Annotated in this window: 10 protein-coding genes; 9 read left to right on the top strand and 1 reads right to left on the bottom strand. The window is 38.8% G+C overall.

Going from position 1 to position 13,588, the window contains the following annotated elements; genetic code table 11:
• Positions 1–56: 56 nt before the first annotated feature.
• The 8 genes from leuC (at position 57) to yihA (ending at position 11,327) form a co-directional block, all read left to right on the top strand.
• Positions 57–1,472, top strand: a complete 1,416-nt coding sequence (gene leuC, locus WKH56_RS04185; protein WP_028411735.1) for a 3-isopropylmalate dehydratase large subunit — start codon at positions 57–59, stop codon at positions 1,470–1,472.
• 14 nt (positions 1,473–1,486) lie between these two features.
• Entirely contained in the window at positions 1,487–2,077 is a 591-nt protein-coding gene (gene leuD / locus WKH56_RS04180; protein WP_048019708.1) for a 3-isopropylmalate dehydratase small subunit, read from the top strand.
• Between the two features lie 101 nt (positions 2,078–2,178).
• Positions 2,179–3,180: a tetratricopeptide repeat protein gene (locus tag WKH56_RS04175; protein WP_033579642.1), complete on the top strand. Its 1,002-nt coding sequence runs from the start codon at positions 2,179–2,181 to the stop codon at positions 3,178–3,180.
• Between the two features lie 221 nt (positions 3,181–3,401).
• Complete coding sequence (gene tig, locus WKH56_RS04170) at positions 3,402–4,688, top strand: trigger factor (protein ID WP_028411732.1); 1,287 nt, start codon at positions 3,402–3,404, stop codon at positions 4,686–4,688.
• Between the two features lie 384 nt (positions 4,689–5,072).
• A complete protein-coding gene (gene clpX, locus WKH56_RS04165) occupies positions 5,073–6,338 on the top strand; it encodes an ATP-dependent protease ATP-binding subunit ClpX (RefSeq protein WP_013059367.1) in 1,266 nt (421 codons plus the stop codon).
• Between the two features lie 152 nt (positions 6,339–6,490).
• Complete coding sequence (gene lonB / locus WKH56_RS04160) at positions 6,491–8,158, top strand: ATP-dependent protease LonB (RefSeq protein WP_028411731.1); 1,668 nt, start codon at positions 6,491–6,493, stop codon at positions 8,156–8,158.
• Between the two features lie 260 nt (positions 8,159–8,418).
• On the top strand, positions 8,419–10,743 hold the full coding sequence (gene lon, locus WKH56_RS04155) for an endopeptidase La (protein ID WP_255905711.1): 2,325 nt from the start codon (positions 8,419–8,421) through the stop codon (positions 10,741–10,743).
• The gene (gene yihA / locus WKH56_RS04150) at positions 10,740–11,327 is read left to right on the top strand and encodes a ribosome biogenesis GTP-binding protein YihA/YsxC (RefSeq protein ID WP_013059364.1); all 588 of its coding nucleotides are present in this window, start codon (positions 10,740–10,742) and stop codon (positions 11,325–11,327) included. The genes lon and yihA overlap by 4 nt, the downstream gene beginning before the upstream one ends.
• A 93-nt stretch (positions 11,328–11,420) precedes the next feature.
• Here the strand turns inward: yihA and WKH56_RS04145 are convergent, their stop codons facing one another.
• Positions 11,421–11,906 (bottom strand): LiaF transmembrane domain-containing protein, encoded by a 486-nt coding sequence (locus WKH56_RS04145; RefSeq protein ID WP_013059363.1) that lies wholly within the window; start codon positions 11,904–11,906, stop codon positions 11,421–11,423.
• Positions 11,907–12,235: 329 nt separating this feature from the next.
• Between WKH56_RS04145 and hemA the strand changes: the two genes are divergently transcribed.
• Positions 12,236–13,576, top strand: coding sequence for a glutamyl-tRNA reductase (gene hemA, locus WKH56_RS04140; RefSeq protein WP_048019710.1), 1,341 nt, complete (start codon positions 12,236–12,238; stop codon positions 13,574–13,576).
• Positions 13,577–13,588 lie beyond the last annotated feature (12 nt).

Here is a 13,588-nt window from a genome sequence, read left to right as displayed (position 1 = left end):
ATGCGTTTCTCACGTTTTGTGAGAAACGTTTTTCATAATCAGAAAGGAGGAGCAGTATGAAACCAAAAACAATTATTGATAAGCTTTGGGAACAACATGTTGTACGTCGAGAAGAGGGGAAGCCGGACTTATTATATATCGATCTTCATCTTATTCATGAAGTAACGTCTCCTCAAGCATTCGAAGGTCTTCGCGTGGCAAATCGTCAAGTGAAGCGTCCGGACTTAACGTTTGCTACAATGGATCACAATATTCCAACGGTTGACCGTTTTAATATTAAAGATCCGATTGCAAAGAAACAAGTAGACAAACTATCTGAAAACTGTCATGAGTTTGGTGTGAAGCTTTTAGATTTAACAAGCGAAGAGCAAGGAATTGTGCATATCATTGGACCGGAATTAGGATTGACGCAGCCTGGAAAAACCATTGTGTGCGGAGATAGCCATACATCTACTCACGGTGCATTTGGAGCGCTTGCTTTTGGTATAGGAACGAGTGAGGTAGAACATGTTTTAGCAACGCAAACGCTATGGCAAGCGAAACCAAAAACGCTACAAGTGAAAGTAAATGGCAAAAAACAGCCTGGTGTTTATGCTAAGGACATTGTGTTAGCAATTATTCAAAAATTCGGCGTGAATTTTGGAACGGGTTCAATCGTAGAATTTACGGGCGAATGTATTCGCGACCTTTCAATGGAAGAGCGCATGACTATTTGTAATATGTCTATTGAAGCCGGTGCAAAAGCTGGTTTAATCAGTCCAGATGATGTTACTTTCTCTTATATTAAAGGGCGTCAGTATGCTCCTAAAGGAGAACAGTTTGAAAAAGCAGTGGAAGCTTGGGCAGCTTTAGCAACAGATGAAGGTGCAACATACGATGAAACGCTAGAAATTGATGCAGATACAATTGAGCCTGTTGTAACATGGGGAACAAACCCGGCGATGAGTTCTTATGTTAGCAAGCAAGTTCCTACATTAGAAGAGTGTACAACAGAAGCTGAGAAAAAGTCTTTGTCACGAGCACTTGAGTATATGGGCTTACAGCCCGGCATGGCAATAGAAGAGATCCCAGTTCAGCATGTATTTATCGGTTCATGTACAAATGCTCGTTTGTCTGATCTTCGTGACGTGGCAGCCTTTATTAAAGGAAAGAAAGTGTCACCAGATGTGCGAGCGATGATTGTACCAGGTTCTCAAAAAGTAAAGCGAGTGGCTGAAGAAGAAGGGTTATCTGCTATTTTTATTGAAGCAGGCTTTGAATGGAGAGACTCGGGCTGTAGCATGTGTCTAGGCATGAACTCTGACTTAGTTCCACAAGGCGAACACTGTGCGTCCACTTCTAATCGAAACTTTGAAGGACGTCAAGGAAAAGGTGCCAGAACGCATTTAGTAAGCCCGGTAATGGCAGCAGCGGCAGCGGTATATGGACATTTTGTTGATGTACGCAAACTACAAGAACAAGCGGTGCGATAAGGAGGAGAACACAGATGAATGCTTTTACAATCCATACAGGAAAAGTAGCAGGTCTCGACCGAGCAAACGTAGATACTGATCAAATTATCCCAAAGCAATTTTTGAAAAGAATTGAGCGTACTGGCTTTGGCCAATTTCTCTTTTTTGATTGGCGATATAATGAAGATGAAACGTTAAATGAAACGTTTGAACTAAATCAGCCTCAAAATCAAGGAGCAACAATTCTTGTAGCTGACGAGAACTTCGGGTGTGGTTCGTCACGTGAACACGCTCCATGGGCGCTTTTAGACTATGGGTTCCGTGCCATTATCGCACCGTCATTTGCGGATATTTTTAAACAAAACTGTCTAAAAAATGGTATTTTACCTATTATTTTACCAAAAGAAGATGTTTCCTATTTAATGAAAGAGTCTCAAAGTGCTTCTTACGCCTGTACAATCGATCTTCATCAGCAAAAAATTACCGATGAAGCAGGTTTTGAACGTACGTTTGAGATTAATGGCCATTGGAAATATATGCTTGTTAACGGATATGATGAAATTGGCTATACGCTTTCTTTTGAAGACGACATTTCTGCTTATGAAGCAAAAACGGTAAGATATTAACCAAAAATCGAGCAAAATGATGATTTTGCTCGATTTTTTTGCGTTCCGTTAATTCAATTGCTAAACTGTAAAGCAAATGGACCGCGAAGTGGGGAGAAAACATGTCGAATGAACAACAAAACAAAATTGTAGCTTTTCCTCTATTAAAAGAACGGTTGGTTGAAAAAGCTACAGAACATATGCAGCACAAGCAATTTCAAGAAGCACTTCCTTTATTTGAGCAGGCCTACGAACTTGATAATAAGCATCATGAAATTTTGCTTGGCCTTGTTATTTGTCACGTGGAGCTCGGTGATGCAGGCATAGCTAAGGAATTATGTGAGCAAATGCTGAAAGAAGATATTGGCGATTATTATCATAATTTGCAAATGTACCTCATGGTGTTAATTCAGCTTGGTCATTATCATGAAGGATATGTCACTCTACAAGCAGTTATTCAAGAACACAAACTCCCTTCTGAACATGCTGAACAGCTTTATCAGCTATTGGAGTTCTGCAAAAATAGAATGAATCAAGAACAAGTCATAGAAGAACAAACAGAAGAAGAACAGATAGAGCAGTTTAAATCATTCACAGCTCTAGACAATATTCAAGATCAGCTTGAATGGGTTCATTCATTAAAAACAAAGAGAATTGAAAAGCAGCGCTTCTTTCTGGAACAGCTATTTTCATCTGAAGCTATTCACCCTATCGTAAAAACAGTCGCTTTAAAAACAGTCATGGAAGAAGAAGTAGACATTGATTTTATGATTAGTAAGTTTGGAGAGACGAAAAAAGTAAATGCGCTTCAGCTTCAACGAACAACACCGTATTTGTTTGCCGAGCAAGTAGAAGCGCAGCTGACGGAAAAGCTGGAGCATGAAAATCCTACATTGCTGCAGGTTGCCGTTGAAATATGGCAGCGTCATTTATTTATAACATTTCCGTTTTTACCGGGTGATAATGTAAAACTTTGGACAGAAGCGGTGTATGCTGTTAGTCTGATGATGCAAGGAGAAGAGTCAGATGCAGCTGTAGCAGAGGAAGACGGAAGTTTCTCCGCAGCTGAATTACGAAAGGCAATTAAAGAGCTAAAAGAAATTGAAGAAATTTCTTTTATATAAAATGTGGTGTTTAGTTGAAACGTCATTGTTGTATGTTATAATATAATGGTTGTAAAATGCACTTAAATACGTATAGTAGAATTTCATCTTTACATTACATTCCTACTTACTTTAAAGTAGTAGGGAGTTAAATAGATAATGATTGAGGTTTGAACTGATAGGCTATCTGCATTATCTAATTTAGAAATCACTACTTAAAATGATTTTGGAGGGAAACATTCATGTCTGCAAAATGGGAAAAACAAGAAGGAAATCAAGGCGTTTTAACAGTAGAAGTTGAAGCTGCTGAGTTTGATAAAGCCTTAGATAAAGCATTCACAAAAGTTGTAAAACAAGTAAACGTACCAGGGTTCCGTAAAGGTAAAATGCCTCGTCCACTTTTCGAAAAACGTTTTGGCGTAGAGTCTTTATACCAAGATGCACTAGACATCTTATTACCTGAAGCTTACAGCAATGCAATTGTTGAAGCTGGTATCGAGCCGGTTGATCGTCCAGAAATCGATGTTGAAACAATTGAAAAAGGACAACCTCTAGTTTTCACTGCTAAAGTAACTGTTAAGCCTGAAGTTAAATTAGGCGAATACAAAAACTTAGAAGTAGAAAAAGTAGATACAACTGTAACAGACGAAGACGTTGAAGCTGAATTAAAAACACTTCAAGAGCGTCACGCTGAACTAGTTGTTAAAGAAGAAGGAACAGTAGCTGAAGGCGATACAGCTGTAATCGACTTTGAAGGTTTCGTTGATGGCGAAGCATTTGAAGGCGGAAAAGGCGAAAACTATTCTTTAGAAATCGGTTCTAACACATTCATCCCTGGCTTTGAAGAGCAACTAGTTGGTCTTGAAGTAGGCGCTGAAAAAGAAGTGGAAGTAACATTCCCTGAAGAGTATCACGCTGAAGAGCTAGCTGGTAAAGCTGCTAAATTCCAAGTGAAATTACATGAAATCAAATCTAAAGAGCTTCCAGCTTTAGACGATGAGTTTGCAAAAGACGTAGATGAAGAAGTAGAAACTTTAGAAGCGTTAAAAGCAAAAACAAAAGAAAAATTACAAAGCGATAAAGAAAACCAAGCAGAATCAGCTCTTCGCGACACTTTAGTAGAAAAAGCTGCTGAAAATGCTGAAGTAGAAATTCCAGAAGCAATGTTCAACACTGAAATGGATCGTATGATGCAAGAGTTTGAACAACGTTTACAAATGCAAGGTCTTAACCTTGAACTTTACTTCCAATTCTCAGGTCAAGATGAAAAAGCTCTTCGCGACCAAATGCGTCCGGATGCTGAAAAGCGTGTGAAAATCAACTTAACGCTAGAAGCTATTTCAAAAGCTGAAAATCTTGAAGTAAGCGAAGAAGAAGTAGAAAAAGAATTAGAAAACATGGCAGGAATGTACAACATGCCTGTCGAAGAAATTAAGAAAGTGCTTGGCAGTCTTGATAGCATTAAAGAAGACATGAAAGTACGTAAAGCAGTTGAATTTCTTGTAGAAAACAGCAAAGCTGTTGCATAATAGTAAGTAAGAAACAAGGCGCGACTTGATCGTGCCTTGTTTTATAAACTTCAATAGTTTTTTTATATCATAACCAACACCGTAGAAGCAGCTTTAACCCATTGTTTGAAATCCGTGGTTATGAAATAGGCCCAATAAGAGGACACTATATAATAGCAGATCTTCATTCTGTTATGCTCATCAACAACATATACATAAAACGTTTTAGTATCTATTCAAGAAAATGTATGGTAAAATGCAATACAAATCTTTTCATAGCGCTTTTACTATGTGATAAAGAGGGGCATTTACCTACAAATAGATGAGTTGTTCATGTTGTTGGGCTATAGCGCGGATAGAAATCAGCTTCGAGCACTTTAGTAAATACTACAAGGGGTGAAAATTATGTTTAAATTTAACGATGAAAAAGGGCAGTTAAAATGCTCATTTTGTGGTAAAACACAAGAACAAGTACGCAAGTTAGTTGCGGGTCCAGGTGTTTACATATGCGATGAATGTATTGAACTTTGCACGGAAATCGTAGAAGAAGAGTTAGGTACAGAAGAAGAAGTAGAATTTAAAGATGTACCAAAACCAAAAGAAATTCGTGACATTTTAGATGAGTATGTAATTGGTCAAGAGGATGCGAAAAAATCGTTATCTGTTGCAGTATACAACCATTACAAACGAATCAATTCAAACAGTAAAATTGATGACGTTGAGTTATCAAAAAGTAATATTGCATTAATTGGACCTACAGGAAGCGGTAAAACTTTACTAGCTCAAACATTGGCTCGTATTTTAAACGTACCGTTTGCGATTGCAGATGCAACATCTCTAACAGAAGCGGGTTATGTAGGAGAAGATGTTGAAAACATCTTATTAAAATTAATTCAATCAGCTGATTACGATGTGGAGAAAGCTGAAAAAGGTATCATCTACATCGATGAAATTGATAAAGTAGCGCGTAAGTCTGAAAACCCATCTATTACACGTGATGTATCAGGTGAAGGTGTGCAGCAGGCTCTTCTTAAAATCTTAGAAGGTACTGTAGCAAGTGTTCCTCCTCAAGGTGGACGCAAACACCCTCATCAAGAATTTATTCAAATTGATACAACAAATATCTTATTTATTTGCGGTGGTGCGTTTGACGGAATCGAACCTATTATTAAGCGCCGTCTAGGTAAAAAAGTAATTGGTTTCGGTTCAGAAACAAAACAACAAGACTTTACAGAAAAAGAGTTACTAGCAAAAGTATTACCGGAAGATTTATTAAAATTTGGTTTAATTCCAGAGTTTATTGGTCGTTTACCGGTTACTGCTAGCTTAGTGCCTCTTGATGAAGAAGCGCTAGTTGAGATTTTAACAAAACCGAAAAATGCACTAGTGAAACAATATCAAAAAATGCTTGAACTTGATGACGTTGAACTTGAGTTCGAAGACGAGGCTTTAGTAGAAATTTCTAAAAAAGCAATCGAGCGTAAAACAGGTGCTCGTGGTCTACGTTCAATCATTGAAGGTATTATGTTAGATGTAATGTTTGATCTTCCTTCACGTGATGATATTACAAAATGTATTATCACAGGTGAAACAGTTCGTGATCAAGCGGCTCCTAAGTTCGTATTAGAAGACGGATCTACTATTCAAGAAGGCAGCAAAACATCAGCATAAAAAAAGCCGGGTACTCAATTTGAGTACCCGGCTTTTTTCTGTTGATGAAGGACAACTAAATTTTACTTTTTACTAGAATCTTGTTTATTCCTACTGCTGCAGGGAGATAATAACTGATAATTATCTTACTAAACTGCGCAGGAGGTTTATCTATGAACTGGACGAATATTGCCTTAATGGTCCAACTCTTTTTTGGTATCATCATTGGCTTATATTTTTGGAATTTATTACGCAATCAGCGTACGCAAAAAGTCTCAATTGACCGGGATTCAAAGAAAGAAATGGAGCAACTGCAGAAGATGAGAGCCATCTCTTTAACTGAGCCGCTTGCCGAACGTGTGAGGCCGTCTAGCTTCTCCGATATTGTCGGACAAGAAGATGGAATTCGGTCACTAAAGGCTGCCCTTTGCGGTCCTAATCCACAGCACGTTATTGTATACGGGCCGCCTGGAGTAGGAAAAACAGCAGCAGCACGTTTAGTGTTAGAAGAAGCAAAGAAAAATAAAAAATCACCTTTTAAACAAGCAGCTGTATTTGTAGAGTTAGATGCAACTACGGCGCGTTTTGATGAGCGAGGCATTGCAGATCCTTTAATTGGATCAGTGCATGACCCCATTTACCAAGGCGCAGGCGCTATGGGCCAAGCTGGAATTCCGCAGCCAAAACAAGGAGCAGTTACAGATGCACACGGGGGAATTTTATTTATTGATGAAATTGGAGAACTCCATCCTATTCAGATGAATAAGCTGTTAAAGGTTCTAGAAGATCGAAAAGTGTTTATGGAAAGCGCCTATTACAGCGAAGAAAATACACAAATTCCAACACATATTCACGATATTTTTCAAAATGGTTTACCAGCCGACTTTCGCTTGATTGGTGCGACGACTAGAACGCCTAATGAAATTCCGCCTGCCATTCGTTCCAGATGCGTAGAGGTATTTTTCCGTGAGCTTGATCGCGACGAAATTATTACAGTTGCAAAAAAAGCAGCAAATAAAGTCAGAATGGATATATCAGAAGAAGGTTTATCTCTGTTTTCTACATATGCACGCAATGGACGTGAAACGGTTAATATGATGCAAATTGCGGCTGGACTAGCGATATCAGAGGAACGAACGGACATTAAAAATGAAGATATTGAATGGATTGTTCATTCTAGTCAACTATCTCCAAGACACGATCCGAAAATTGCAGATGAGGAAAAAGTGGGGCTTATTAATGGATTAGCCGTGTACGGGCCCAACTCTGGAGCACTTTTAGAAATTGAGGTCAAAGCGATTCCTGCAAAAGAGAAAGGGAACATTATTATTACGGGTATCGTTGAAGAGGAAAGTATAGGGACTCAAGGGAAGTCTATTCGTCGTAAAAGTATGGCTAAAAGCTCAATTGAAAATGTCATAACGGTTCTTCGCTCAATGGATGTGCCAGCCGATGAGTATGATATCCACGTGAATTTTCCGGGAGGTGTGCCAATCGATGGACCTTCTGCTGGTATTGCTATGGCAACAGGGATCTACTCAGCAATTTATGAAGTCCCAATCAAACACACGGTAGCAATGACAGGAGAAATTGGTCTGCACGGCAACGTAAAGCCAATTGGCGGCGTAATTCCAAAAATCAAGGCAGCAAAACAAGCAGGCGTTCAGACGGTGATTGTGCCAAAAGAAAATATGAATGCAATGGTAGAAAAGGTAAAAGGTATCGATATTATTCCTGTCCATCATTTAACAGAGGTGTTTGAACAAGCACTATTGTCTGTACATGAGCATGTTGCACATTTGTCGGTAGATCCAGCTATTCCAAATAGAGAATCTAGCTAATTCTATCATGATAATTAAAAATTAATGGTCAGATGAATATTCATCGCCTTTTTCGCGTATAAAACCTTTATACACAGCCAACGAAAAAGGCGTTTTTTTATGAAAAGAGCTTAAAAAGATATATTTTGCCTTTTAATTCTTTCTCATGATACAATTAGTAATTACTATTGTTAGACAATGTGTATACAAATGAGATAAAATTGTTAAAAGAATTCACACTTTACATACTTTAATTGACGAGCATTGGAGGTGTTCATTGCATGGCAGAAAAAGAAAAATTGACAATGCCGCTACTGCCTTTACGAGGTTTGATCGTCTATCCGACAATGGTGCTTCATTTAGATGTTGGGCGAGACAAATCTGTGCAAGCATTAGAAAAAGCAATGATGGATGATCACTTAGTTTGTTTAGTATCACAAAAAGATATGGGTATCGATGAACCAACAAAAGAGGATTTATATAGAACCGGTACGTTGGCAAAAATTAAACAAATGCTAAAGCTGCCGAATGGAACGATGCGCGTCTTAGTAGAAGGACTAAATCGCGTAACCGTTACAGAATTTGAAGACAGCGAAGAATATTTTGTTGTACACGTGGAAAAGCAAAATGAAGAACATCAGGTTGATGTAGAAGATAAAGCGCTGATGCGCACGCTTTTAGACTATTTCGAACAATACATAAAACTTTCCAAAAAGGTGTCCGTTGAAACTCTTTCAACCGTAAGTGACATTGAAGAACCAGGAAGATTAGCAGATATTGTAGCCTCTCATTTACCAATAAAAATTCAGCTTAAACAAGAAATTTTAGAAACAACTGATGTGAAAGAAAGATTAAATACGATCATTTCTCATATTCAAGACGAGCAAGAAGTTTTGCAGCTGGAGAAAAAAATTGGACAGCGTGTAAAGAAATCAATGGAACGCACTCAGAAAGAGTATTATCTTCGTGAGCAAATGAAGGCGATTCAAAAAGAGCTTGGAGACAAAGAAGGAAAGACAGGAGAAGTAGCAACGCTTCGCGAAAAAATTGAAGCAAGTGGGATGACGGACCATGTCAAACAAGTGGCGTTTAAAGAATTGGATCGCTATGAAAAAATTCCTGCTACCTCCGCTGAAAGCTCAGTCATTCGAAATTATATCGAGTGGTTGATTGCGCTACCTTGGACAAACGAAACGGAAGATACGCTCAATATTCATAATGCTGAACAAGTGCTGAACGATGAGCACTATGGCCTTGAAAAAGTGAAGGAACGCGTATTAGAATATCTAGCCGTGCAGCAGTTGACAAAATCTCTTAAAGGCCCTATTTTATGTTTAGCAGGACCTCCTGGCGTAGGGAAAACATCCCTAGCCCGCTCAATTGCTACGTCTCTAGATCGTCATTTTGTACGAGTATCTCTAGGCGGTGTGAGAGATGAGTCAGAAATCCGCGGTCATCGTCGCACGTACGTGGGAGCTATGCCTGGACGCATTATTCAAGGAATGAAAAAAGCAGGAACGATTAACCCTGTATTTCTGCTTGATGAAATCGATAAAATGTCAAATGATTTCCGAGGAGACCCGTCTTCTGCTTTGTTAGAAGTATTGGATCCTGAACAAAATCATAATTTCAGCGATCACTATATAGAAGAAACGTATGATTTATCAAAAGTGATGTTCGTGGCTACAGCTAATAACTTAGCTACGATTCCGGGGCCGCTGCGCGATCGAATGGAAATTATTCAAATTGCTGGTTACACGGAGCTGGAAAAGCTTGAAATCGCGAAGCGTCACCTATTGCTGCGCCAGCTAGAAAATCACGGATTGCAAAAGGGCAATTTGCAGATTCGCGATGACGCCTTAACAGCAATCATACGTTTATATACGAGAGAAGCTGGTGTTCGTAACCTTGAACGCGAAATTGCTTCCATTTGTCGAAAAGCAGCTCGTATCGTAGTCTCTGGTGAGAAAAAGCGCGTGGTGGTGACGGCCAAAACGCTTGAAGAATTCCTTGGTAAGCCTAGGTTCCGCTACGGACAGGCTGAGACGGAAGATCAAGTTGGCGTTGCTACAGGTCTTGCTTACACAACTGTAGGAGGAGACACGCTGGCCATTGAAGTAAGCTTATCCCCTGGTAAAGGAAGACTAGTGCTAACCGGAAAGCTTGGAGACGTGATGAAAGAATCAGCTCAGGCGGCATTTAGCTACGTGCGTTCAAATGCAGAGAAACTAGGAATTGATGAGAAGTTTTATGAAAAAAATGATATTCATATCCATGTTCCAGAAGGAGCTGTACCAAAGGATGGACCTTCTGCAGGAATTACCATTGCCACTGCTCTAGTATCAGCACTAACGGGTAAACCAGTGCGTAGAGAAGTAGGAATGACAGGAGAAATTACACTAAGAGGTCGCGTATTACCAATAGGTGGTTTAAAAGAAAAGTCACTTAGTGCACACCGTGCCGGATTAACTAAAATATTAATCCCTCACGATAATGAACGTGATATTGAAGATATCCCTGACAGTGTACAAGAGGAATTAGACATCGTTCTTGTGTCACATGTGGACCAAGTATTGGAACATGCGCTAATAGGAGAGGTAAAATGAAAGTAACTCAAGCCGATATTGTTATCAGTGCCGTACGCCCTGAACAATATCCTAAAGAAAACCTGCCAGAATTTGCGTTAGCAGGCCGTTCAAATGTAGGAAAATCATCTTTTATTAATAAGATGCTCAATCGCAAAAGCTTAGCGCGTACGTCGTCTAAGCCTGGAAAAACTCAAACGCTTAACTTCTTTTTAATTAATGAAATCCTTCACTTTGTAGACGTACCTGGCTACGGATTTGCAAAAGTGTCTAAAAAAGAGCGTGAAGCATGGGGGAAAATGATTGAAACGTATTTAACAAATCGTGAGCAGCTTAAAGCTGTGTTAATGATTGTTGATCTACGCCATGCTCCTTCAAAGGATGACGTTATGATGTATGAGTTTTTGAAGCACCATGACCTTCCCGTTATGGTTATTGCGACGAAAGCCGATAAAATTCCTAAAGGAAAATGGCAGAAGCACTTAAAAGTAGTGAGAGAAACGCTGGATTTAGATCCAAATGATGAATTAATTCATTTCTCATCTGAAACAGGTGAAGGAAAAGATAAAGCGTGGAAATCTTTGCAGTATCGCATGACTCACTAAACAAAGGAATAGAAGCTAAAACAATGGAACGTTTATCATCACTCTACCAGGAAGTGAGTCAAACGTTCCATTTTTTTAACTTGTTTACATAGATTACTTTCGTTTGAAAAATAATAAATATAGCCCAACTAGTAACAATAAAATAGGCCAGAAGGTTGTTAAATAATTTACGCCGTCTTCAACTTTTGGCAAAAATAGTTTAAGACGGTCTGAAAACATCATTAAAATGGCAATAATTAAAAGGGTGCCGCCTTGGAAAAAGCCCGATTTGGCTTTTCTAGCACTGAGTAAAAAGCTAATGGCCACCATAAAAACGACCATGCTAATATTCGTAGGCCAAAAGGGAATTTGTTCACTTACATAGAAATGAATACCTAAAGTGATTAATATGTAACTTGCAAGCAAGTTTGAATGATCTTGAGATAAAGCAGACTCAGTTAACAGTGCCGCTCCTATTAAAATTAACAGTACAGGCCACGTGTATACCTTTGCTGCAATGCTCATATGTAGTTCATTCAGTAAGAAAAAGATTCCAAATCCAACTAGTAAGACACCAAAAAACATTGATTGCTTTTTCATAGTAACCTCCAGGTGTTTCAAAACAGAAAACGTGATAAAACGCTGCTTTTTTGATACAATTTATTACGGAATAACAGTTAATATCTTAACACATGTTTTCAAAGACTGTTCACATTTTTTTTTCGAATGACTTATAGAACATGTTATAATAATTAGAGATAAGGCGAAGATTACATCTGTGTAATGTCCGCCGGTTTTTACGAATAGTAGAATGAAGAACGCCGGATTTTACGGGCAGTTATCTCACTGTAGCTCTTTGGAAATTTAGGGGTTACTGCCCGTCAAATTCGGATAAATAAGCACATTTCAATTATAGGGGGTATGTACAAATGCATATTATAGCAGTCGGCTTAAACTTTCGAACAGCCCCTGTTGAAATAAGAGAAAAGCTTAGTTTTAATGAGCAAGAACTAGCATCTGCCATGAAAACGTTAAGCGGCCAAAAAAGCATTTTGGAGAACATCATTGTTTCAACATGCAATCGTACGGAAATTTATGCTGTTGTTGATCAATTACACACGGGCCGTTATTATGTAAAAGCATTTTTAGCTGAATGGTTCGGAATAGATAAAGAAGAGTTTTCGCCTTATTTAACGATCTATGAAAATGATGGAGCCATCGAACACTTATACCGAGTAGCATGTGGATTAGATTCAATGGTGATTGGCGAAACACAAATTCTTGGACAAGTGCGTTCAAGCTTTTTGCTTGCTCAAGAAGAAGAAACAATTGGAACGGTTTTTAATCAGCTGTTTAAACAAGCAGTGACATTAGCTAAAAAAGCTCATCATGAAACAGAAATTGGTGCGAATGCAGTTTCTGTCAGCTATGCAGCCGTAGAGCTTGCTAAAAAGATTTTTGGAGACTTATCATCCAAACATGTGTTGATTCTTGGTGCGGGAAAAATGGGTCAGCTTGCCGTACAGAATTTATATGGCAGCGGGGCTAAAAAAGTAACGGTAGTGAATCGAACATTTGAAAAGGCACAGGAGCTAGCAAACCGTTTTGCTGGAGAAGCCAAACCATTTGCTGATCTTCAACATGCTTTAAGCGAAGCAGATATCTTAATTAGTTCAACAGGAGCTAATGACTATGTAGTAACGAAACAAATGATGAGTGAAGCCGAGCGTACGCGTAAAGGCCGCCCATTGTTTATGGTAGACATCGCCGTTCCGCGTGACTTAGATCCAGAACTAGATGAGCTAGAGACGGTCTTTTTATACGATATCGACGATTTAAACGGGATTGTAGAATCCAATTTGCAAGAGCGTCAAAAAGCTGCGGATGAAATTGAAATTATGCTTGAAGCTGAAATTGTTGCTTTCAAGTCTTGGCTTGGTACATTAGGCGTTGTGCCTGTTATTTCTGCACTTCGTCAAAAAGCACTTACCATTCAAGCTGAAACGATGAAAAGCATTGATCGTAAGCTCCCAGATTTATCTGAGCGTGAGCGCAAAGTGTTAAATAAACATACAAAAAGTATAATTAATCAACTTCTTCGCGATCCAATTTTACACGCGAAAGAATTGGCTGGAGAGAAACATGCTGAAGAGTCTTTAGAGCTGTTCATGAAGATTTTTAATATTGAACAGGAAGTTGCTTTGCAAAAAGAAAAAGAAGAGCAGCTTCATACATCGATTATGTCTCATTCAGTAGCTTATCAGTCTTAAGTGAGGATTGAA

The organism is Priestia sp. SB1, assembly GCF_038898415.1.
Note: the sequence above shows the minus strand (reverse complement) of the source record. Positions and strands in the feature narration are given on the sequence as shown.

What these genes read in the sequence shown, in the direction of transcription:
- leuC (WP_028411735.1), top strand. Translation starts at nt 57, where the DNA reads ATGAAACCAAAAACAATTATTGATAAGCTTTGGGAACAACATGTTGTA.
- leuD (WP_048019708.1), top strand. Translation starts at nt 1,487, where the DNA reads ATGAATGCTTTTACAATCCATACAGGAAAAGTAGCAGGTCTCGACCGA.
- WKH56_RS04175 (WP_033579642.1), top strand. Translation starts at nt 2,179, where the DNA reads ATGTCGAATGAACAACAAAACAAAATTGTAGCTTTTCCTCTATTAAAA.
- tig (WP_028411732.1), top strand. Translation starts at nt 3,402, where the DNA reads ATGTCTGCAAAATGGGAAAAACAAGAAGGAAATCAAGGCGTTTTAACA.
- clpX (WP_013059367.1), top strand. Translation starts at nt 5,073, where the DNA reads ATGTTTAAATTTAACGATGAAAAAGGGCAGTTAAAATGCTCATTTTGT.
- lonB (WP_028411731.1), top strand. Translation starts at nt 6,491, where the DNA reads ATGAACTGGACGAATATTGCCTTAATGGTCCAACTCTTTTTTGGTATC.
- lon (WP_255905711.1), top strand. Translation starts at nt 8,419, where the DNA reads ATGGCAGAAAAAGAAAAATTGACAATGCCGCTACTGCCTTTACGAGGT.
- yihA (WP_013059364.1), top strand. Translation starts at nt 10,740, where the DNA reads ATGAAAGTAACTCAAGCCGATATTGTTATCAGTGCCGTACGCCCTGAA.
- WKH56_RS04145 (WP_013059363.1), bottom strand. Translation starts at nt 11,906, where the DNA reads ATGAAAAAGCAATCAATGTTTTTTGGTGTCTTACTAGTTGGATTTGGA.
- hemA (WP_048019710.1), top strand. Translation starts at nt 12,236, where the DNA reads ATGCATATTATAGCAGTCGGCTTAAACTTTCGAACAGCCCCTGTTGAA.